The organism is Leifsonia xyli subsp. cynodontis, from assembly GCF_050632205.1.
GTDB classification, from domain to species: domain Bacteria; phylum Actinomycetota; class Actinomycetes; order Actinomycetales; family Microbacteriaceae; genus Leifsonia; species Leifsonia xyli_D.
Genome location: NZ_CP192578.1, coordinates 164,897 through 184,704 on the forward strand (window position 1 = coordinate 164,897; position 19,808 = coordinate 184,704).

At 70.5% G+C, this 19,808-nt stretch carries 16 protein-coding genes and 1 pseudogene; 10 read left to right on the forward strand and 7 right to left on the reverse strand.

Going from position 1 to position 19,808, the window contains the following annotated elements:
- Window positions 1-120: 120 nt before the first annotated feature.
- The 6 genes and pseudogenes from xylB to ACQ86M_RS00875 form a co-directional block, all read right to left on the reverse strand.
- Window positions 121-1,548, reverse strand: a complete 1,428-nt coding sequence (xylB, locus tag ACQ86M_RS00850; RefSeq protein ID WP_431246715.1) for a xylulokinase — start codon at window positions 1,546-1,548, stop codon at window positions 121-123.
- A 79-nt stretch (window positions 1,549-1,627) separates the two neighbouring features.
- A complete protein-coding gene (xylA, locus tag ACQ86M_RS00855) occupies window positions 1,628-2,818 on the reverse strand; it encodes a xylose isomerase (protein WP_431246716.1) in 1,191 nt (396 codons plus the stop codon).
- A gap of 75 nt (window positions 2,819-2,893) precedes the next feature.
- Window positions 2,894-5,217: pseudogene (locus ACQ86M_RS00860) on the reverse strand (beta-glucosidase family protein).
- A gap of 32 nt (window positions 5,218-5,249) precedes the next feature.
- Window positions 5,250-6,131 (reverse strand): carbohydrate ABC transporter permease, encoded by an 882-nt coding sequence (locus ACQ86M_RS00865; protein ID WP_431220264.1) that lies wholly within the window; start codon window positions 6,129-6,131, stop codon window positions 5,250-5,252.
- Complete coding sequence (locus tag ACQ86M_RS00870) at window positions 6,128-7,174, reverse strand: carbohydrate ABC transporter permease (RefSeq protein ID WP_431246717.1); 1,047 nt, start codon at window positions 7,172-7,174, stop codon at window positions 6,128-6,130. Before ACQ86M_RS00870 ends, ACQ86M_RS00865 begins: the two co-directional genes overlap by 4 nt.
- 11 nt (window positions 7,175-7,185) lie before the next feature.
- Window positions 7,186-8,475 (reverse strand): ABC transporter substrate-binding protein, encoded by a 1,290-nt coding sequence (locus tag ACQ86M_RS00875; protein ID WP_431220265.1) that lies wholly within the window; start codon window positions 8,473-8,475, stop codon window positions 7,186-7,188.
- A 110-nt stretch (window positions 8,476-8,585) separates the two neighbouring features.
- Here ACQ86M_RS00875 and ACQ86M_RS00880 point away from each other — a divergent pair, with 110 nt between their 5' ends.
- Window positions 8,586-9,590, forward strand: coding sequence for a LacI family DNA-binding transcriptional regulator (locus ACQ86M_RS00880; protein WP_431246718.1), 1,005 nt, complete (start codon window positions 8,586-8,588; stop codon window positions 9,588-9,590).
- 205 nt (window positions 9,591-9,795) lie between these two features.
- Here ACQ86M_RS00880 and ACQ86M_RS00885 read toward each other — a convergent pair whose 3' ends face one another.
- Window positions 9,796-10,770, reverse strand: coding sequence for an acetylxylan esterase (locus ACQ86M_RS00885; protein WP_431246719.1), 975 nt, complete (start codon window positions 10,768-10,770; stop codon window positions 9,796-9,798).
- A 131-nt stretch (window positions 10,771-10,901) separates the two neighbouring features.
- Here ACQ86M_RS00885 and ACQ86M_RS00890 point away from each other — a divergent pair, with 131 nt between their 5' ends.
- From ACQ86M_RS00890 to ACQ86M_RS00930, 9 genes are all read left to right on the forward strand, one after another.
- Entirely contained in the window at window positions 10,902-11,135 is a 234-nt protein-coding gene (locus ACQ86M_RS00890; protein WP_431246720.1) for a LacI family DNA-binding transcriptional regulator, read from the forward strand.
- Window positions 11,063-11,905, forward strand: coding sequence for a substrate-binding domain-containing protein (locus ACQ86M_RS00895; protein WP_431246721.1), 843 nt, complete (start codon window positions 11,063-11,065; stop codon window positions 11,903-11,905). The genes ACQ86M_RS00890 and ACQ86M_RS00895 overlap by 73 nt, the downstream gene beginning before the upstream one ends.
- Window positions 11,906-11,996: 91 nt before the next feature.
- The gene (locus ACQ86M_RS00900; protein ID WP_431246722.1) at window positions 11,997-13,184 is read left to right on the forward strand and encodes a Gfo/Idh/MocA family protein; all 1,188 of its coding nucleotides are present in this window, start codon (window positions 11,997-11,999) and stop codon (window positions 13,182-13,184) included.
- A 106-nt stretch (window positions 13,185-13,290) separates the two neighbouring features.
- Entirely contained in the window at window positions 13,291-13,983 is a 693-nt protein-coding gene (locus tag ACQ86M_RS00905) for a ThuA domain-containing protein (protein WP_431246723.1), read from the forward strand.
- Window positions 13,968-15,065 carry a Gfo/Idh/MocA family protein gene (locus ACQ86M_RS00910; RefSeq protein WP_431246724.1) on the forward strand — a complete coding sequence of 366 codons (1,098 nt, stop codon included), beginning with the start codon at window positions 13,968-13,970 and terminating at the stop codon, window positions 15,063-15,065. The genes ACQ86M_RS00905 and ACQ86M_RS00910 overlap by 16 nt, the downstream gene beginning before the upstream one ends.
- Window positions 15,066-15,117: 52 nt before the next feature.
- Entirely contained in the window at window positions 15,118-16,317 is a 1,200-nt protein-coding gene (locus tag ACQ86M_RS00915) for an ROK family transcriptional regulator (RefSeq protein ID WP_431246725.1), read from the forward strand.
- A gap of 186 nt (window positions 16,318-16,503) precedes the next feature.
- Entirely contained in the window at window positions 16,504-17,811 is a 1,308-nt protein-coding gene (locus ACQ86M_RS00920; RefSeq protein WP_431246726.1) for an ABC transporter substrate-binding protein, read from the forward strand.
- A gap of 121 nt (window positions 17,812-17,932) precedes the next feature.
- Window positions 17,933-18,901 (forward strand): carbohydrate ABC transporter permease, encoded by a 969-nt coding sequence (locus tag ACQ86M_RS00925; RefSeq protein ID WP_431220275.1) that lies wholly within the window; start codon window positions 17,933-17,935, stop codon window positions 18,899-18,901.
- Entirely contained in the window at window positions 18,901-19,800 is a 900-nt protein-coding gene (locus ACQ86M_RS00930; RefSeq protein ID WP_431246727.1) for a carbohydrate ABC transporter permease, read from the forward strand. The genes ACQ86M_RS00925 and ACQ86M_RS00930 overlap by 1 nt, the downstream gene beginning before the upstream one ends.
- Window positions 19,801-19,808: the final 8 nt, after the last annotated feature.

Here is a 19,808-nt window from a genome sequence, read left to right on the forward strand (position 1 = left end):
CCGACTCCGCCCCCGCGCCGACTCCGCCCCCATCGAGTACGCGAACCTTGCACGCGACACGCCGGTGCAGCGCACAAACTTCGCGGACTCGACGGTGGGGGGTGAGCCCAGGAGAGGTGGTCAGGCGCGGGCGGCGGCGTACTGGGTGCGGATGACGGAGCGCGTGTCGACGGGGAGGGACGCCGCGGTCGCGACGGTCCAGGAGGGGCGGGTGCCCGTCAGGGCCCAGGCGGCCTGCACGGCTCCGCCGTCGGCGACGTACTCGCCCGGCGCCGGCACCTCGACGGGCGCGTCGAACACCTGCGCCGCGACCTGCGCCACCGCGGGGTTCTGCGCCGCACCGCCGATGAGCAGGATGCGCCGCTCGCGGACGCCCACGGACCGCACAGCGTCCAGGCCGTCGGCGAGCCCGCACAGCATCCCCTCGATCGCGGCCCGGGCGAGGTTGGCCGGTGTGGTCGACGCGAGCGTGAGGCCGTGGATGCTGGCCTTCGCGTCCGGCAGGTTCGGCGTCCGCTCGCCCTCGAAGTAGGGCACCAGCACGACCCCGCCGGATCCGGGCTCGGCCGTCAGCGCCAGCTCGGCGAGCCGGTCGTGGTCGACGCCGAGCACCCCGGCGATCGAGCCGAGCACGCGCGCCGCGTTGAGGGTCGCGATGAGCGGGAGCGAGACACCGGACGCGTCGGCGAAGCCGGCGACCGTTCCCGACGGATCGGCGACCGGCGCATCCGTCACCGCGAACACGGTCCCGGACGTCCCGATCGAGACGACGACGTCGCCCTCCGCCGCGCCGAGGCCGAGGGCCGCGCCCGCGTTGTCGCCGGCACCCGGCCCGACCAGCACGCCGGACGGGGTGCGACCGGCCGCTTCCGACGGCCCGAGCACGCGGGGCAGGATGACGCCGTCGCCCGAACCGCCGGCCTCGCGGCCCGGCCGCCCGAGCGCGCGCGAGAAGAGGTCGAGATCGTACGCGCCGGTGGCGGCGCTCCAGTACGCGGTCCCGCTCGCGTCGGAGCGGTCGGTGGTCAGCGCCTCGAGGTCCGGCCCGAGCTCGCTCTCGCCCGCCGGGCCGTAGCCGCGCAGGCGCCAGGTCAGCCAGTCGTGAGGGAGCGCGACCGCCGCGACGCGCTCGGCGTTCGCCGGCTCCGCATCCCGCAGCCAGCGCAGCTTGGTCGCGGTGAAGGATGCCACCGGCACCACCCCGACGCGAGCGGCGTACTCGTCGGCCCCGACCTCGTCGATCAGGTCACGGGCGGCCTGGGCCGAGCGCGTGTCGTTCCAGAGCAGGGCGTCGCGGATGACGCGGCCCTCCGCATCCAGCACCACCATGCCGTGCTGCTGGCCGGCGATCGAGATCGCGTCGACGTCGCCGAGCCCGCCTGCGGCCTCCAGGGCCTCCTGCAGCGCGGACCACCACGCCGCCGGGTCGACCTCGGTGCCGTCGGGATGCGCGGCGCGCCCCGAGCGCACCAGGGCACCGGTCTCGAGGTCGCGCACGACCACCTTGCAGCTCTGGGTCGACGAGTCGACTCCCGCGACCAACGTCACGCGCGTGTCCTTTCAGCACGCCGAGGTGCCCGTCGCTGCGACGCGACGTGCACCTCGGCGGGGGTGGGTGAGGGGAGGGTCAGCGGGCGCCGAGCAGGTGCTCGAGGGCCAGCTGCTGCAGGCGGACGAAGCCGAAGCCCTTGCCGCCGAAGTACGCGCTCGCGTCGAAGTCCTCGAAGGCGCTGCGGTCGGCGAGCAGGTCGTCGTACGTCTCGCCCTCGCCGAGGGTCGGACGCGACAGCTCGACGACGCGGGACGCCTCCAGCTGCTCCTGCACCTCGGGGTCGGCGCGGAACGCCGCCGCCCGCTCCTTGAGCAGCAGGTAGGTGCGCATGTTCGCCGCGGCGGACTCCCACACGCCCGTGATGTCCTCGGTGCGCGACGGCTTGTAGTCGAAGTGGCGGGGGCCGTCGTAGGCCGGACCGCCGTTCGGGCCGCCGTTCTCGAGCAGGTCGACGAGGGCGAAGGCGTTCTGCAGGTCGCCGTGACCGAACACGAGGTCCTGGTCGTACTTGATGCCGCGCTGGCCGTTGAGGTCGATGTGGTAGAGCTTGCCGTGGTACAGCGCCTGGGCGATGCCGGCGGCGAAGTTCAGGCCCGCCATCTGCTCGTGGCCGACCTCGGGGTTGAGGCCGACGAGTTCCGGGCGCTCCAGCGACTCGATGAACGCGAGCGCGTGGCCGAGGGTCGGCAGCAGGATGTCGCCGCGCGGCTCGTTCGGCTTCGGCTCGATGGCGAAGCGGATGTCGTAGCCCTTGTCGGTGACGTAGTCGCCGAGCAGGTTGACGGCCTCGCGGTAGCGCTCGAGCGCGGCGCGGATGTCCTTGGCCGAGTCGTACTCGGCGCCCTCGCGGCCGCCCCACATGACGAACGTCTTGGCGCCGAGCTCGGCCGCCAGGTCGAGGTTGCGCAGCACCTTGCGGAGCGCGAAGCGACGGACCGCGCGGTCGTTGGAGGTGAAGCCGCCGTCCTTGAAGACCGGCGCGCTGAACAGGTTGGTGGTCACCATCGGCACGATGACGCCGGTGTCCGAGAGGGCCTGCTTCAGCCGGTCGATCTGCTTCTGGCGCTCGGCGTCGGTGGAGCCGAAGGCGAACAGGTCGTCGTCGTGGAAGGTGAGGCCGTAGGCGCCGAGCTCGTCGAGCTTGTGCACCGCCTCGACCACGTCGAGCTGGGGGCGGGTGGGGCCGCCGAACGGGTCGGTGCCGTTGTAGCCGATGGTCCACAGACCGAACGAGAACTTGTCGGCGCGGGTGGGGGTGAGGCTCATGGGTGTTCCTTCAGCGTCGTCGATGATTTGTTGTTTCGTAAAACTTATACCGTAGTGGCCGTGCAGCGCCACTACTCAGAGCGCGTCCGTGAAGACAGCGCCCACCGTAGCCGTCTCGACCTCCGTCGTCACCAGGCGGGCGTCCGCCGGGGTGACGACGTGCACCGGGCCGCTGATCCGCAGGTCGGCGGACGTCTCGCGCTCATCGCACGAGGGTCCCGCCCACAGTTCCACGGCCCCGGGCTGCACTATGCGGCGGAGCGACGGGTCGGAGAACGCGAGCCGTGTGGTCGGCACGGCGAAGCGCACCACGGCCTCCTCGCCCGGCGCCAGCTCCACCCGGCGGTAGCCGAGCAGCTGGGCGACCGGACGCGTGACACTGGCGTGCACATCCCGCGCGTACAGCTGCACCAGGTCGGTGCCGGCGCGGTCACCGGTGTTCCGGATGCGGACGCTCGCGCTGAACGTGCCGCCCGCGGCGACCTCCGCATCCACCGTCAGCTCCGAGCGCTCGAACGTCGTGTACGACAGCCCGTGGCCGAACGGCAGCACCGGGGTGCTGTCGGCACTGGTGATCTCGTTCGGGCCGCCGAGCACCGGGTGCAGGTACGAGTACGGCTGGGCGCCGGCCGAGCGGGGAGCGAGACCGGCAGGTGACCGGACGGGGAGACTCGGCCCGAGAGGACCGCCGCCAGGGCGCGCCCGCCCTCCTCGCCCGGGAAGAACGCCTGCAGCACGGCGGCCGGCGCGGTCACGCCCTCCACCGCCCAGCCGATCGCGTACGGCCGGCCGGAGAGCACGACGAGCACCACGGGGGTGCCGGTCGCGACGACCCGCTCGACGAGTTCGCGCTGGATGCCCGGGAGCTCGAGGCTCTCCACGTCGTTGCCCTCGCCGACCGTCCCGCGACCGAACAGCCCGGCGCGGTCGCCGACCACCACGAGCGCGACGTCCGCCGCGCTCGCCGCGGCCGCCGCGGCGGGAATGCCGGAGCGGTCGTCGCCCTCCACGTCGCAGCCGCGCTCATGCGCGACGGTCGCCGACGGGAACTCGCCGCGCACCGCATCCAGCACCGACGGCAGCTCGAAGCCGAGCGGCACATCGGGGTGGTGCGCGAGCACGTGGTTCGCGAACGAGTAGCAGCCCATCAGCGCCTCGGGCGCATCGGCGTTCGGGCCGAGCACGGCGATGCGGGCCGGGGCCGGGCCGAGCGGCAGCGTGCCGTCGTTGGTGAGCAGCACGAGCGACTCCTCGGCCAGCCGCAGGGCCACATCCCGGTGCGCGGGGGTGTCGAGGTCGATGGATGTCGGGGGCTCGTCGAACGTCGCATCCAGCAGCCCGAGCTCCTCCTTCTGCGCCAGGACGCGCAGCACGGCGCGATCGACGAGCGACTCGTCCACCTCGCCCGAGCGGATGCGCGACGCCAGCGGCTCGAGGAACGCGTCGCCGGTCGGCAGCTCGACGTCGATGCCGGCGGCCAGCGCCAGGGCGGCCGCCTCGCCGAGGTCTGCCGCGACGCCGTGCATGGCGTGCAGGAAGGCGACCGAGAAGTAGTCGGAGACCACCGTCCCTTCGAAGCCCCACTCGTCGCGCAGGATGCCGGTCAGGTACTCGGGGGACGCGCCGACGGGGACGCCGTCGATCTCGGCGTACGAGTTCATCACCGACCGCACCCCGCCATCCCGGACCGCCATCTCGAACGGCTGGAGGAGGGTGTCGCGCACCTCGCGCGGTCCGGCGTGCACCGGGGCGTGGTTGCGTCCGGCCTGCGAGGCCGAGTAGCCGACGAAGTGCTTCAGCGTCGCGTGCACCCCGGCGCCCTGCAGGCCCCGCACGTAGGCGGTGCCGAGCGTGCCGACCACGTACGGGTCCTCGGCGATGCACTCGTCGACGCGGCCCCAGCGCGGGTCGCGGATGACGTCCAGGACGGGAGCGAGACCCTGGTGGATGCCCAGCTCGTGCATCGAGAGGCCGATCAGCGCGGCCATCTCCTCCACCAGCTCCGGGTCGAAGGAGGCGCCCCAGGCCAGCGGCGTCGGGAAGGTGGCCGCCTTCCACGCCGCGAGGCCGGTCAGGCACTCCTCGTGCACCAGCGCGGGGATCCCCAGCCGGGTCTCCTCCTTCAGTCGCCGCTGCTCGGCCCAGAGCCAGGATGCGCGCTCGGCCGGGTCGACCGGCCGGGTGCCGTAGACGCGGGTGAGCTGACCGAGGCCGTGCGCGGTGACGTCGGCGTAGGCGCCGGGGTTGCCCATCTCGCCCGCCATGGGCGCGACCAGTTCGTCGCCCTTGTCGACCCAGTAGCCGACGAGCTGCGCGAGCTTTTCGTCGAGGGTCATCTCGGCGAGGAGGCCGCGGACCCGCTCGGAGGGCGCAGAAGGGCGCGGAAGGGATTCGGTCATGTCGATCTCACACTTCTGAAGGAGGTCGGGCGTCAGCCCTTGACGGCGCCGGTCAGGCCGCCGACGATACGGCGCTCGAACAGACTGAAGAACACCAGCGCCGGGATCATGGACAGCGACGTGAAGGCCAGCACCTTCGCCGTGTCCTGGGAGTACTGCGACGAGAACGCCTGCACTCCCAGCGGCAGCGTGAACGTCGCCTCGTTGTTGAGCAGGAAGAGCGGCAGGAGGTAGCTGTTCCAGCTGGCGATGAAGGCCAGGATGCCGACGGTGATCACGCCCGGAAGCGAGAGCCGGAGCACCATCCGCCAGAAGAAGCCGAGCCGGCTGCAGCCGTCGATGAAGGCGGCCTCCTCGATCTCGTCCGGGATGGCCCGCAGGAACGGCACCAGGATGATGATCGTCGTCGGCAGCGCGAACGCGATCTGCGGCAGGATGACGCCGCCCAGCGAGTTCATCAGGCCGAGGTTGCGCACCACGATGTACAGCGGCGTGATGGCGACCGTGATCGGGAACATGAGCCCGGCGGCGAACAGCGCGTAGAGGAAGCCCCGGCCGCGGAACTTGTAGCGGGCAAGGACGTAGCTCGCCATGAGCCCCAGGATGATCACGCCGAGGGTCGTCACCACGGCGACGATCGTCGAGTTGCCCACCTCCTGCCAGAACGTGGCGCCGCTGAGCACGCTCAGGTAGTTGTCGACGTTCCACGGGTTCGGGAACCCGGCCGGGTCCACGGTGATCTGCGAGTTGGTGCGGAAGCCGCCGAGCACGATGTACGCGATCGGCACCAGCATCAGCGCGATCACGACGAGCGCGACGAAGTAGATGATCGGGGAGCCCCAGGGGAGGCCCTTCTCCTTGCGCCGCGTGGCGCCGGGGAGGGTGGGCTCCGGGGTGGCGGTGAGGGTCGTCATCGTCCCTTCCTTTCTGCGCGCTGCGCCTTCCGGCTGTCACCGGTGAGGGCGCCCGCGGTGTCGCGCCGCAGCACGAACCGCTGGTAGACGAGGGCAACGACGAGCGAGATCAGGAAGATCACGACGGCGACGGCGTTGCCGTAGCCGAAGTTGCCGGCGTTACGGCCGTTCGCGACCATGTAGGTCGCCATGGTGGAGGTGCCGGCCGTCGACGCGACGTACTGGCCCCAGATGATGTAGACGAGGTCGAACAGCTGGAGTGCGCCGATGATCGACAGGAACGCCCAGATGCGGAGGGTCGGGCCGAGCAGCGGCAGCGTGATGCGCCGCTGGATCTGCCAGTAGGTCGCGCCGTCGAGCGCGGCCGCCTCGTAGAGCTCCTCGGGGATGCCCTGGAGGCCGGCGAGGAAGAGGATGACGGCGAAGCCGACGTACTTCCAGGTCAGGATGCCCATCAGGGTCCAGATCGCGAGGCTCGGGTCGGAGAGCCAGTCGTGCACCAGGGAGTCGAGGCCGAGGTTCTTCAGCATGCCGTTCAGCGCGCCGTTGGTGGCGAGCATCAGGCTCCAGCCGGTGCCGACGACCACCTCGGCGATGACGTAGGGCACGAAGATCAGGACGCGGATGATCGACTGCCCGCGCATCTTGCGGTTGAGCAGCAGGGCCAGGAGGATCGCGATCGGACCCTGCAGCACGATCGACATCACGACGATGAAGACGTTGTGCCCGAGCGCTTGCTGGAACGCGGAGTCGGTCAGGATGGTGACGTAGTTCTGGAGGCCGACGAAGTCGGTCGGGGGGCCGTATCCCGCCCAGCGGTAGAAGCCGTAGTAGGCCGCCATCACGACGGGGGCGATCACGAAGCCCAGGAAGACGATGACCGCAGGCCCGGCGAGGAGCGCGATCTCGAGACGTCCGGACCAGCGGCCCGTGCGGGGGCGGCGCTGCCGCGACGGGGACGACGCGATCGCGTCGCCCCCGCCGTGCTGCGCGAGACCCGCGGCCGGCGCGGTGCCGGTGGTGTTCTCGCGGATGTTGGTCACGAGGTTTCCCCTCAGCCCTTCTTGGCGGCGTCGTTGGCCGCCTGGATGAGCTGCTTCGGGTCGCTCTTGCCGGCCAGCATGTCGACGACCGCCACGTTGAGCGCGTTGCCGACGTTCTGACCGAGGACCGTGTCGAGCCACTGCGAGACGAACGGGGCCGCGTTGTAGGCCTTCAGCACATCCTGCAGGTAGGGCTCGGTGACGACCTTCTGCGCCTCGGAGTTCACCGGCGGGGCGTTGAAGGCCTTGTAGTAGGCCTCCTGCTGGTCCGTGGTGGCCACGAAGTTGAGGAAGTCGGCGCACTCCTTGGGGGCCTTGACGGAGCACGAGTACCCGTCGACGCCGCCCATGATCGAGCCCGGCTCGCCCTTGCCGCCCGGAACCTCCGGGAACGGGTAGAAGCCGAGGTCGGGCAGCGGCTTCTGGTCCGGCGTCAGGGAGGCGATCACTCCCGGGTCCCAGGCGCCCATGAGCTCCATCGCGGCCTTGTGGTTGGCCACGAGGCCGGCCGAGCTGCCCGCGCCCTGCTGAGCGGACGTGGTGAGGAAGCCGTCGTTGAAGGGCTTCTGCGCGGCGAACTTCTGCAGGTCCTCCGCCGCCTTCAGCCAGCAGCCGTCCGAGAACGACTTCGAGTCGGCCGTCTTCTCCATGGTCGAACCGGCGCACTCGCGGAGCGCGAACCAGTAGAACCAGTGGGCGGCGGGCCAGGCGTCCTTCGCGCCGAGCGCGATGGGGGCGACGCCGGTGCCCTTGAGCTTGGTGACGTCGTCGTTCAGGTCGCTGATCGTCTTGGGCGCGTCGGTGATGCCGGCGGCCTTGAACAGGTCCTGGCTGTAGAACAGTCCGCCCGGGAGCACGGCGATGGGCATGGCCCACACCTTGTCCTGGTAGGTCTCCGCCTTGAAGGAGCCCTCGGAGATGTTCTTCTTGGTCTCGGACGACACCTTGCCGGTGATGTCCATGAGCTGACCGGCGTTGACCATCGCCGCCATCTTGCCGCCGCCTCGCTGCAGGAAGATGTCGGGGGCGTCGCCGGAGTTCAGCGCGGTCTGGAGCTTGCCGTCGAGGTCTTCGTTCTGGATCGACTGGACCTTGATGGTGACGTTCGGGTTCTTCTTCTCGAATGCCGCGACGGCGTTCTTCCAGAACTCCTGGCCGGGGCCGGTGGTGGAGTTCTGCCAGAGGGTCATGCTGACCTTGCCGTTGCTGCTCGAGCTGTCGGAGCCTCCGCTGCACCCGGTGAGGGCGAGCGCGCCGGCCATCACGACGGCCGCTCCGGTGAGGAGCTTGGTGCCTTTCATGTGATTCCAACCTGTTCTCTTCGTTGAGGTGGGGACGACAGGAGTGTCGCAAGCGGTGGGTACGGTGTCAAACGTTTTCGAAAACCTTTTCTACGGTACACTCGGGCGGCATGGGACGGCGTCCGACGATCAATGACGTGGCCGAAGCGGCCGGCGTCTCCGTTGCGACGGTGTCGAAGGCGGTCAACGGCCGGTACGGCGTCGCAGTGGAGACCGTGGAGCGCGTGCTGCAGGTGGTGCAGGAGCTCGGATACGAGTCCAGCCTCGTCGCCAGCAGCATGCGATCGCGCCGCACGGGCGTGATCGGGGTGCTCGTCGCGGACTTCGAGCCGTTCTCCGCCGAGATCCTGAAGGGCGTCGGTGCGGCGCTGCACGAGTCCCGCTACGACCTCCTCGCCTACAGCGGCTCCAGGCAGCCGTCGAGCGAGGGGTGGGAGCGGCGCTCGCTCAGCCGGCTCAGCGGCACGCTCATCGACGGGGTCATCATGGTGACGCCGACCGTCGTGAACGCCAATGCCGACGTGCCCATCGTCGCCATCGACCCGCACACCGGGCGGGCGGACGTGCCGACCGTCGAGTCGGACAGCTTCGGCGGCGCCCGCAACGCGATCGCGTACCTCATCGGACTGGGCCACCGGCGCATCGCCTATGTGGCCGGACGTCCGGACCTGCGCTCCTCCAGCCTCCGCGACGCCGGGTACCGCCGTGCGCTCAGCGAGGCCGGCATCCCGTTCGACCCGTCGCTCGTCGCGGTGGGCCGCTACGAGCACGACACCGTGAAGGCGGTGGCGCTGCCGCTGCTCACGCGGCCGGACCGGCCGACCGCGGTGTTCGCCGCCAACGACATCTCGGCGATCGCGGTGATGGAGGTCGCCGCCGAAGTGGGCCTCGACGTGCCGCGCGACCTGTCCGTGATCGGCTTCGACGACGTGCCGGAGGCGTCGCAGTACAGCCCGCCGCTCACCACCGTGCGCCAGCCGATGCAGAGCCTCGGGGCGGCGGCCGCCGACCTACTGCTCGCCCTCATGGGCGGCGAGACCCCCGAGCGGACGCACCTCCGCCTCCCCACGCGCCTCGTACGCCGCGGTACGACCGCGCCGCCCGCCTCCGCCTGATGCCGTCGCGGTCCGGGTCCGTCCGTCCGGGCGTCTCGTCCGTCCGCCCTCCCGCCGAGTGGTGACATCATGTCGCAACTCGGCGCGGATAGGCGCCACGAGTCACCACTCGCGCCGTGCGTCCGTCCGTCCTCCCGCCGAGTGGTGACATCATGTCGCGACTCGACGCGGATTAGCGCCACGAGTCACCACTCGGCGAGGCGCGTCAGCGGTTCAGCCGCGCCGCCAGCCAGAGCGCCTGCGCCCGCCACTGCGCCGCGCCACCGCCCTCGTGGTCGTTGAACCCGTACACCTCGATCGCACGATCCTCCGCAGCGAGGTGGTTGTACGCCGCGAACGTCGTCGACGGCGGCACCACCGTGTCCATCAGCGCCACCGAGAACAGCGACGGCGCGTGGATGCGGCGCGCGAAGTTGACCCCGTCGAAGTACGACAGCGTCCGGAACACCTGCTCGACCTGGTCGCGGTGCACGGACAGGTACGTCGCCACCTCCTGGTACGGACCGCCCACCGCGACCTCCACGCCGCGGCGGAAGGCGCAGAGGAACGCCACGTCGGGCAGCACCGCGAAGACGTCGCCCGAGAGAGCCGCCGCTGCGAGGGCGATCCCGCCGCCCTGGCTGCCGCCGGTCAGCGAGACACGCGCCGCGTCCACGAACGGCAGGTCGCGGGTGGCGTCCACCGCGCGCACGGCGTCCGTGAACACCCGCCGGTAGTAGTAGGTCTCGGGGGAGTGGATGCCGCGCGTCATGACGCCCGGGGTCGCCGGACCCGACCCGTGCGGATCGGGCGTGTCGCCGCCGCTGCCCCATCCGCTGCCCTGGCCGCGTGTGTCGACGAAGACGTGCACGTAGCCGGCGAGCGCCCACGCGACGTTCTCGCCGGGCAGGCCGCGGCCGCCGCCGTAGCCCTGGAACTGGACCACCGCGGGCAGCGGGCCGGCCGCATCCAGGGGGCGCGACACCCACGCCCGCACCGGTTCCCCGCCGAACCCGGGGAAGACCAGGTCCTCGACGACGAGCTGCGTGACGGGGGTGTCGGCGGGCGTCAGCTCGGGCACCCCGCCCGCGGCGCGCGCCTCGGCGATGGTGCGCTCCCAGAAGGCGTCGAAGTCGGCGGGCTCGTCGACCTCGGGGCGGAAGGTGAGCAGTTCGGCGTGGGTCAGATCGGTGAGCGGCATCGGTCTCGCTTTCGGCGCGGGTTTCTGCGGAGCGGTCCAGGCGGTGGGGTACACCGCGGCCTGGACGGCGTGGCCGTCATTGTGGCACAGGCCGTGGCTATCGCCGCTCGCGGATGTGCGACAGTGGCACCATGTCCGCTCCCACCCGCCCCACGCTGGAGGCGATCGCGCGCGAGGCGTCCGTGTCGCTTTCGACCGTGTCCAAGGTGCTCAACGGCCGCCCGGGGGTGTCCGCCGCCACCCGCCGCCGCGTCGAGGACCTCCTCCACGACTCCGGCTACGCCCGCCGGGGGTGGATGCCGAACGCGGCGAGGCGGTGGAGCTCGTCATCGAGAACCTGGCGAGCGAGTGGTCCGTCGAGGTGATCCGCGGGGTGGAGCGCGTGACCCGCGAGAACGGCCTGGCGATGACGCTGTCGACCATCGGTGACCATCACGCCGTCGGCGACGAGCTGATCACCGGCGTGCTGCGGCGCAAGCCGATCGCGATCGTGCTGCAGTTCTCGAACCTCACCGCCGACCACCGCCGCCAGCTCCGCACGCGCAACATCCCGTTCGTCGTGGTCGACCCGGCGGGCGACCCGCCTGCCGACGTACCCGCCATCGGCGCCACCAACTGGGCGGGCGGTCTCGCAGCCACCCGCCACCTGCTGGCCCTCGGCCACCGGCGCATCGCGGCCATCGGCGGGCCGCCCGACCTGATGTGCTCACGCGCGCGGCTCGCCGGGTTCCAGGCGGCGCTGCAGGAGGCCGGAGTCCCGGTCCCGGCGCACGTCGGAGGCGGCGGTTTCTCGCGCCAGGACGGCGAGCGCGAGGGGCGACGGCTGCTGGATGCGGCGGACCGGCCGTCCGCGATCGTCTGCGCCAACGACATGCAGGCGCTCGGCGTGTACGACGCCGCGTTCGCGCTGGGACTGGACGTGCCGGGCGACGTCTCGGTGGTCGGCTTCGACGACGCGCCCTCCGCATCCTGGGCCCGGCCGCCGCTGACGACCGTCCGGCAGCCGTTGCAGGAGATGGCCGAGGAGGCGACGCGCCTGGCGCTGCGGCTGCGAGCGGGCGAGGTCGAGAGCAGCCGGCTGGAGCTGGCAACGACGCTGATCGAACGGGGTTCCACGGCGCCGCCCCGCACCTGAGCAGCGAAAGTTTTCCAAGTCTCTTCCGAAACTTGCCCGACCGGAGGGACGCGTCCTAGCGTCGCTCGGGTACGCCAGAGGAGGGCCGACGATGACCGACGACACGCCGCGACTGAACGTCGCCATGATCGGCTACGGCTTCATGGGCGCCGCGCACTCGCAGGGATGGCGCACCGCCCCGCGCTTCTTCGACCTGCCCGCTGAGCCGGTGATGGCGACGATCGTCGGCCGCGACGCGGAGCGCGTGGAGGATGCCCGTCGCCGCTTCGGCTGGCAGCGCGCGGAGACGGACTGGCGCGCTGCGATCGAGGACCCCGGCATCGACGTGATCGACATCTGCACCCCCGGAGACAGCCACGCCGACATCGCCATCGCGGCGCTCGAGGCGGGCAAGCACGTGCTCTGCGAGAAGCCGCTCGCCAACACGGTCGCCGAGGCCGAGGCGATGACGGAGGCCGCCGAGCGCGCAGCCGCGAACGGTGTGCGGTCGATGGTCGGCTTCAGCTACCGGCGCGTGCCGGCGATCGGGTTCGCCCGCCGGCTGGTGCAGGAGGGGAGGCTCGGTGAGATCCGTCAGTTCCGGGCGCTGTACCTCCAGGACTGGCTGCGCGATGAGGAGGGCCCGATGACCTGGCGCCTGGACAAGGCGTCCGCCGGTTCCGGCTCGCTCGGCGACATCGGGGCGCACGCGGTCGACCTGATCGAGCATCTCACCGGCTCGCGGCTGAGCGGCGTGTCGGGCACGCTCGCGACCTTCGTGGAGGAGCGCCCGCTGCTCGGCGAGACCGTCGGCCTCTCGGGCACGGCGTCCGACGAGCGCGGACGCGTGACCGTGGACGACGCGGCCTGGTTCACCGGACGCCTGACCGGCGGGGCCGCCGCGGGAGCGCTCGGCGCGTTCGAGGCGACGCGCTACGCGACCGGCCGCAAGAACGCGCTGCGGATCGAGCTGAGCGGCTCCCGGGGAGCGATCGCCTTCGACCTCGAGGCGATGAACGAGCTCGAGTTCTACGACGCGACCGCGCCGGCGGGGGAGCAGGGCTTCACGCGCATCCTGGTGACCGAGCCCGAGCATCCCTACATGGCGAACTGGTGGCCGACCGGACACGCGATCGGCTACGAGCACGCGTTCAGTCACGAGGTGGTCGACTTCGTCACCGCCGTCGCGGAGGGCCGCGACCCCGAGCCGTCTTTCGCCGACGGCCTCCACATCCAGCGCGTCCTCGACGCCGTCGAGCGCAGCGCCGCCGCGTCCAGCGCCTGGACCCCGATCCCCTGACCCCCACCGACCCCCGCCAACGATTCCTGAGTTCTTCGGGCGGATCGCCGCGAACGACCCGAACAACTCAGGAACAGATGGCGTCGTCGCACCACCGGAAGGAAGCATGAGCACGCACGCATTGATCGTCCGCGGAGGCTGGGACGGGCACATGCCCGTCGAGACGACGGACCTGTTCCTGCCGTTCCTCCGCGAGAACGGCTTCGACGTCCGCGTCGAGGAGGGCACGGCCGTCTACGCCGACGAGGAGTATATGGCCGGCGTGGATCTGGTGGTCCAGGTCAACACGATGAGCACCATCGAGGATGCGGAGTTCCGCGGCCTCCGCAACGCCGTCCTCAACGGCACCGGTATGGCGGGCTGGCACGGCGGCATCGCCGACTCGTACCGGAACAACGCCGACTACCTGCACATGATCGGCGGCCAGTTCGCGCACCACGCGGGCAAGGACCCGGCGGAGCGCGTGGGCGACCAGTCGGACAACTACATCCCGTACACCGTGCACATCACCGACTACGGCAAGACGCATCCCCTCACCGAGGGGATCGACGACTTCGACCTCGTCACCGAGCAGTACTGGGTGCTCAGCGACGAGTACAACGACGTTCTGGCCACCACCACGCAGGCCGTGCGCCCGTGGGACGCATGGAACCGCCCGGTCACCTCGCCCGCGATCTGGACGCGGCAGTGGGGCAAGGGCCGCATCTTCGTCTCGGCTCCGGGCCACCGGCTGGAGATCGTCGAGAGCCGGCCCGTCCGCACGATCATCGAGAGGGGGATGCTGTGGGCGGCCCGCTGAACGTCGGCGTCATCGGCGTCGGCGTCATCAGCCGGCAGTACTTCGAGCACTTCCCGGCGCTGCCCAACCTGCGCCTGGTCGCCGTGGCGGACCTCGACCTCGACCGGGCGTCCGCAGTCGCCGCCGAGCAGGGCGTCGAGGCTCTCTCGGTGGATGCGCTGCTCACCGACCCGCGGGTGGATGCGGTCCTCAATCTGACGATTCCGGCCGCGCACGCATCCGTGGCCATGAGGGCCATCGAGGCCGGCAAGCACGTCTACGGCGAGAAGCCGCTGGCGCTCTCCACCGCCGAGGCGGCGCCCGTGCTCGAACACGCGGCGGCGCGCGGCGTGCGCGTCGGCAGCGCGCCGGACACGGTGCTCGGCACCGGCATCCAGACCGCTCGAGCCCTGCTCGACGAGGGACGGATCGGCGACCCGGTCGCGGCCGCGGTGGCCTGGAGCGCGCCCGGGCACGAGCTGTGGCATCCCGCGCCCGCGTTCTACTACCAGCCGGGCGGCGGCCCGCTGTTCGACATGGGCCCGTACTACCTGACCAGCCTGGTCTCGTTCTTCGGGCCCGTCGTCCGGGTCTCCGGGGCGACCGGCCGGTCGTCGCGGGAGCGCACGGTCGCGACCGGTCCGCTGGCCGGGTCGCGCATCCCGGTGGATGTGGACACGCACGTCACCGCGATTCTGGAGCACGCCTCCGGTGTGATCTCGACGGTCACGGTGTCGTTCGAGGTGTGGGCGACGCAGGCCCCGAAGTTCGAGGTCTACGGCACCGCAGGGACCATCGCCGTCCCGGACCCGAACATGTTCTCCGACGCCGTGCACATCGCGACGGCGGAGGACCGGGAGTTCCGCGAGGTCCCGGTCGCCGCCGGGTACGCCGACGCCGGCCGCGGCTACGGGCTCGCGGACCTGGCGCGCGCGATCGAGACGGACCGCCCGCACCGCGCCGCAGGCGACCTGGCGTTCCACGTGCTGGAGATCATGGAGGCGGTGGTGCGCGCCGGGGCCACGCACGAGGTCGTCGCGCTGACCTCGACGGTGGAGCGCCCGGCACCGGTGCCGCAGGGCGCCCGGCCCGAGAGCTGGTGACCACCCGGCCCTCCGTCACGGCCGAGCACAGGACGCGCGTTATGGTCATTCCATGTCCGCATCCGATCTGAGCACGGTCCGCCCCACGTCGGGCGGGACGACGGATGCGCTGCGGCGCAGCAACCTGGCGAGTGTCCTCGGCCTGGTCCACCGCGACGGCGCGCTCTCGCGCAGCGACCTGACCCGGCTCACCGGCCTCAACCGCTCGACCGTCGGCGACCTGGTCGCGGAGCTCGCGGGACTCCGGCTGGTCGAGGTCGACGAGGCGCCCGCGGGCGGTCGCGCCGGGCGCCCGAGCCCGGTGGTCCGGGTCTCCGAGCGCGTGGCTGCTGTGGCCGTGAACCCCGAGGTCGACGCCATCATCGTCGGCCTGGTCGGCCTCGGCGGGAGGGTGCTGAAGCGCATCCGGATCGAGACCGCGTCCGCGCGATCGGTCGCCGAGACGGTGACCCTCGCGTCGGCGGGCATCGCCGGGATGCTGGCGGGGGAGACCACTCGCGTGGTTGGCCTCGGCGTCGCGGTACCGGGCCAGGTGCGGCTCTCCGACGGCATGGTGCGCGAGGCGACGCACTTCGGCTGGGTGGACGAGCCGCTCGCCGAGTTGCTCGCCGAAGCGACCGGGCACCGGGTGTGGGCGGCGAACGCGGCCGTTCTCGGCCTGCGCGCCGAGAGCGCCTTCGGCGCGGGGCGCGGGGTCGACGACCTCGTGTACATGATCGGCGGGGCGTCCGGCATCGGCGGCGGGGCGATCGGCGCCGGTCGGCTGCTGACCGGTGCGGCCGGCTATGCCGGCGAGTTCGGCCACACCTTCGTGCAGAGCGACGGGCGGCACTGCTCGTGCGGCGCCCGCGGATGCCTGGAGGCCGAGATCACCCAGGCGGAGCTGCTGGCCGCTGTCGGCCTGGAGTCGGCGGAGGCGGCATCCCTCGCCGAGCGGCTGGCGGCCACCGACGACCCGGCCGCGCTCCGGGTGCTGGAACGCGGCTACCGGCTGCTGCAGATCGCCGCGCGCAATGCGGTGAACGTCTTCAACCCGTCGGCGGTCGTGCTGGGCGGGTTCCTCGCCGCGCTGCACCGCGGCGCCCGGGCGCACGGCGCCCCGGACCTCCTGGAGGAGGCGGTCCGCTCCACGCGGGAGGGCGTCACGGTCGCCGAGGCGGCACTGGGTCAGGACCAGCTGCTGATCGGTGCGGCCGAACTCGTGTTCGCCGAGCTGATCGGCGACCCCGCTCGCGCGCTCGCCGCCGCGTGAACCTCCGCACACGCGATTGTTGTTGACTCGAACTAACGGGCTAGGCCAGTAAACATCCGCAACCGCATGTCAAAACGCACTTGCAATTCGCACGCGGTGTCGCTTATGTTGTGTTCACCAACAAATGCATCGGAGTGGCTGCGAGGCCTGCACACGCGCGTCCACTCCACTACAAGGAGGTAACAGATGCGCAAGAGGCACCTCGCGATCGGCGCCGTTCTGGCCGCCGGTGCGCTGATGCTCGCGGGATGCTCCGGCGGCCAGTCGTCGTCCGACAGCACCGACGGGAAGGGCAAGACCCTCACCCTGTGGCACTTCGAGAGCGAAGACTCCGCCATGGGCAAGGCCTGGAACGAAGCCATCAAGGAGTTCGAGACCGAGACGGGCGCGAAGGTCAAGTTCGAGGCCAAGAGCTTCGAGCAGATCCGCTCGACCGCCTCCCAGGTGCTCAACTCCGACCAGGCGCCCGACGTGCTGGAGTACAACAAGGGCAACGCGACCGCGGGACTCCTCGCCAGCCAGGGCCTGCTCAGCAACCTCGACGACGCCGTGAAGAAGTACGGCTGGGACAAGAAGCTCGCGTCCAGTCTGCAGACCACCGCCCGCTACGACGACAAGGGCATCATGGGCTCTGGCTCCTGGTACGGCGTCCCGAACTACGGCGAATACGTCGAGGTCTACTACAACAAGGACATGTTCGCGAAGTACGGCATCGAGGTGCCGAAGACCGCGGACGAGTTCGTCGCCGCCCTCCAGAAGTTCAAGGACAACGGCGTCACCCCGCTCGCCGAGTCGGCCGCCGAGTACCCGCTCGGGCAGCTCTGGTACCAGCTGGCGCTGACCAAGGCCGACCGCTCCTGGGTGGACGACTACCAGCTCTACAAGGGCAAGGTGAACTGGCAGGGCTCCCAGGTCTCGTACGCCACGAAGACCGTGGACGACTGGGTCAAGAAGGGCTACATCTCCAAGGACGCCTCGGGCCTCAAGGCGGAGGACGCCGGCACGGCGTTCATCGCGGGCAAGTACCCGATCTTCTACTCCGGCAGCTGGTGGTACGGCCGCTTCGTCAGCGAGATCAAGGGCTACCGGTGGGGCACGTTCCTCTTCCCGGGTGCGAAGCTCTCGCCCGGCTCGGCCGGCAACATGTGGGTCGTGCCCGAGAAGGCCAAGAACAAGGGCCTCGCGGAGAAGTTCATCGACATCACCATGCGCCCGAAGGTCCAGGCGATCCTCGGCAACAACGGCGGCATCCCGGTCGCAGCGAAGCTGAGCGACATCACGGATGAGAAGTCGAAGGAGCTCATCGCGAACTTCAACGCCCTGACCGGTGAGGACGGCATCGCGTACTACCCCGACTGGCCCACCCCGACCTTCTACGACCAGCTGAACGCCGGTCTGCAGGAGCTGGTCACCGGCACCAAGGACCCGGCCGCGGTCAACAAGGAACTCGGCTCCGAGTACCAGGACGGCGTCGACCAGATCGTCAACCAGTAACACCCACCTCCCCATATCCCCCACCGTCGAGTCCGCGAAGACTGCACGCGACACGCCGCTGGAGCGTGCAAAGTCCGCGGACTCGACGGTGGGGGACAGGGAACGCAGAAGGAGAGAACGCATGGTCGACGTGAGCGTGCGCACGCGGCAGGAGCGCCGGTCCTCGCGGCCGCGCAGCGAGTCGCTGCTGCCGGGGCGGGGTCACGGGCGGTTCTGGTGGTACCTGCTGCCGGGCTTCGTCCTGCTGACGGTGATCGTCCTGGTCCCGCTGGTGTGGAACATCTACCTCAGCTTCACGAGCTACCGCGGCATCCGCCCGCCGAAGTTCATCGGCGTGAACAACTGGGTGCGCCTGCTCGGCGACGACAAGTTCTGGACGTCGTTCGGCAACTCGATCGCGATGATCGTCGCCATGGTCGTCATCCCGACCCTGGTCGGCCTCGTCCTCGCCGCGATGCTGTTCGACCTGATCGGCAAGAAGTTCGGCGGCAGGCTGGCCAGCTTCCTCCGCGCCACGTACTACCTTCCGCAGATCCTGCCGGTGGTCATCGCGGCGATCGTGATCGGCTGGATCCTGCGCCCCGACAACGGCGCGCTCAACACGATGCTGCAGGCGGTCGGGCTCGGGCAGTTCGCCCACAACTGGCTCGGCAGCCCGGACACGGCGCTCGCGTCGATCATGGCGGTCATGGTCTGGGTGCAGCTCGGCTACCCGGTCGTCATCTTCATGGCCGCCCTGCAGCGGGTCGACCCGGAGCTCTACGAGGCCGCGGAGCTGGACGGGGCCAACTGGTTCCAGCGCTTCCGCTCGATCACCGTGTCCATCATCCGGCCGGAGATCTTCGTCGTCACCCTCACCTGTACGATCGCGGCCCTCAAGGTCTTCGGGCCGGTCTACACGCTGACCCGCGGCGGCCCCGGCACCGCGACGATGGTGCCCAGCTACTACTCCTACAGCGAGTTCTTCCAGAGCCAGCAGGTGGGATACGGCGCCACGATCGCGACCGCGCTGACGGTGGTCATCGTCGCCGTCTCCATCCTCTTCATCGTCGCCCAGAACCGCGCGGAGCGCAGGGAGAACCAGATCTGATGTCGACCACCATCGCCCGCCCTGGCACCGAGACCGCGGCTCCGCCGGAGCCCCGCCGGCTCAAGCGGCAGAAACCGCGTAAGACCGCGACGGACTGGATCATCCTCGCCGTCGCGATCGTGATCGGCGTCGCCATCGCGTTCCCGTTCCTGCTCATCCTGATCAACTCGTTCAAGAGCCCGGCCGACTACAACGCCGGCGGACCACTGCAGCTGCCGACCTCCGTCTACACCGACGGCATCGTGAACTTCTGGAACCGGGTGAACTTTCCCGAGAAGCTGTGGAACTCGGTCTTCATCTCCGGAATGGTCGCCGTGCTCTCGGTGATCCTCTCGGTGCTCAACGCCTACGCGCTCGGCATCGGGCGCGTCAAGGCGCGCACCTGGGTCATCGTGCTGTTCCTGCTCGCGAACATGCTGCCGCAGGAGGCGCTGCTCTACCCGCTGTACTACATGTTCAAGCAGGTCGGGCTGTACGACAACGTGTGGGCGGTCATCATCATCTTCACGGTCATCCAGAGCGCCTTCGGCACGTACCTGCTCTCGAGCGTGTACGGCACCTTCCCCAAGGAGGTCCTGGAGGCCGCCTCGCTCGACGGCGCCGGCCGCTGGCGCATCCTCTGGCGGGTGGTGGTGCCGATCTCGCGGCCGACGCTGAGCGTGCTGCTCATCTTCTTCTTCATCTGGACGTGGAACGAGTTCCTGATCCCGCTCACCTTCCTGGTGTCGAACGACAACCAGACGGTGCCGGTGGCGATCAGCGTGCTGCAGGGCGACCGGCTCATGGATGTGACCACCACGTCCGCGTCGGCGCTGCTCGGCCTCATCCCCACGCTCATCTTCTTCCTCATCTTCCAGCGCACCCTGACCCGCGGCATCACCGCCGGCGCGGTCAAGTAACCGGAGCA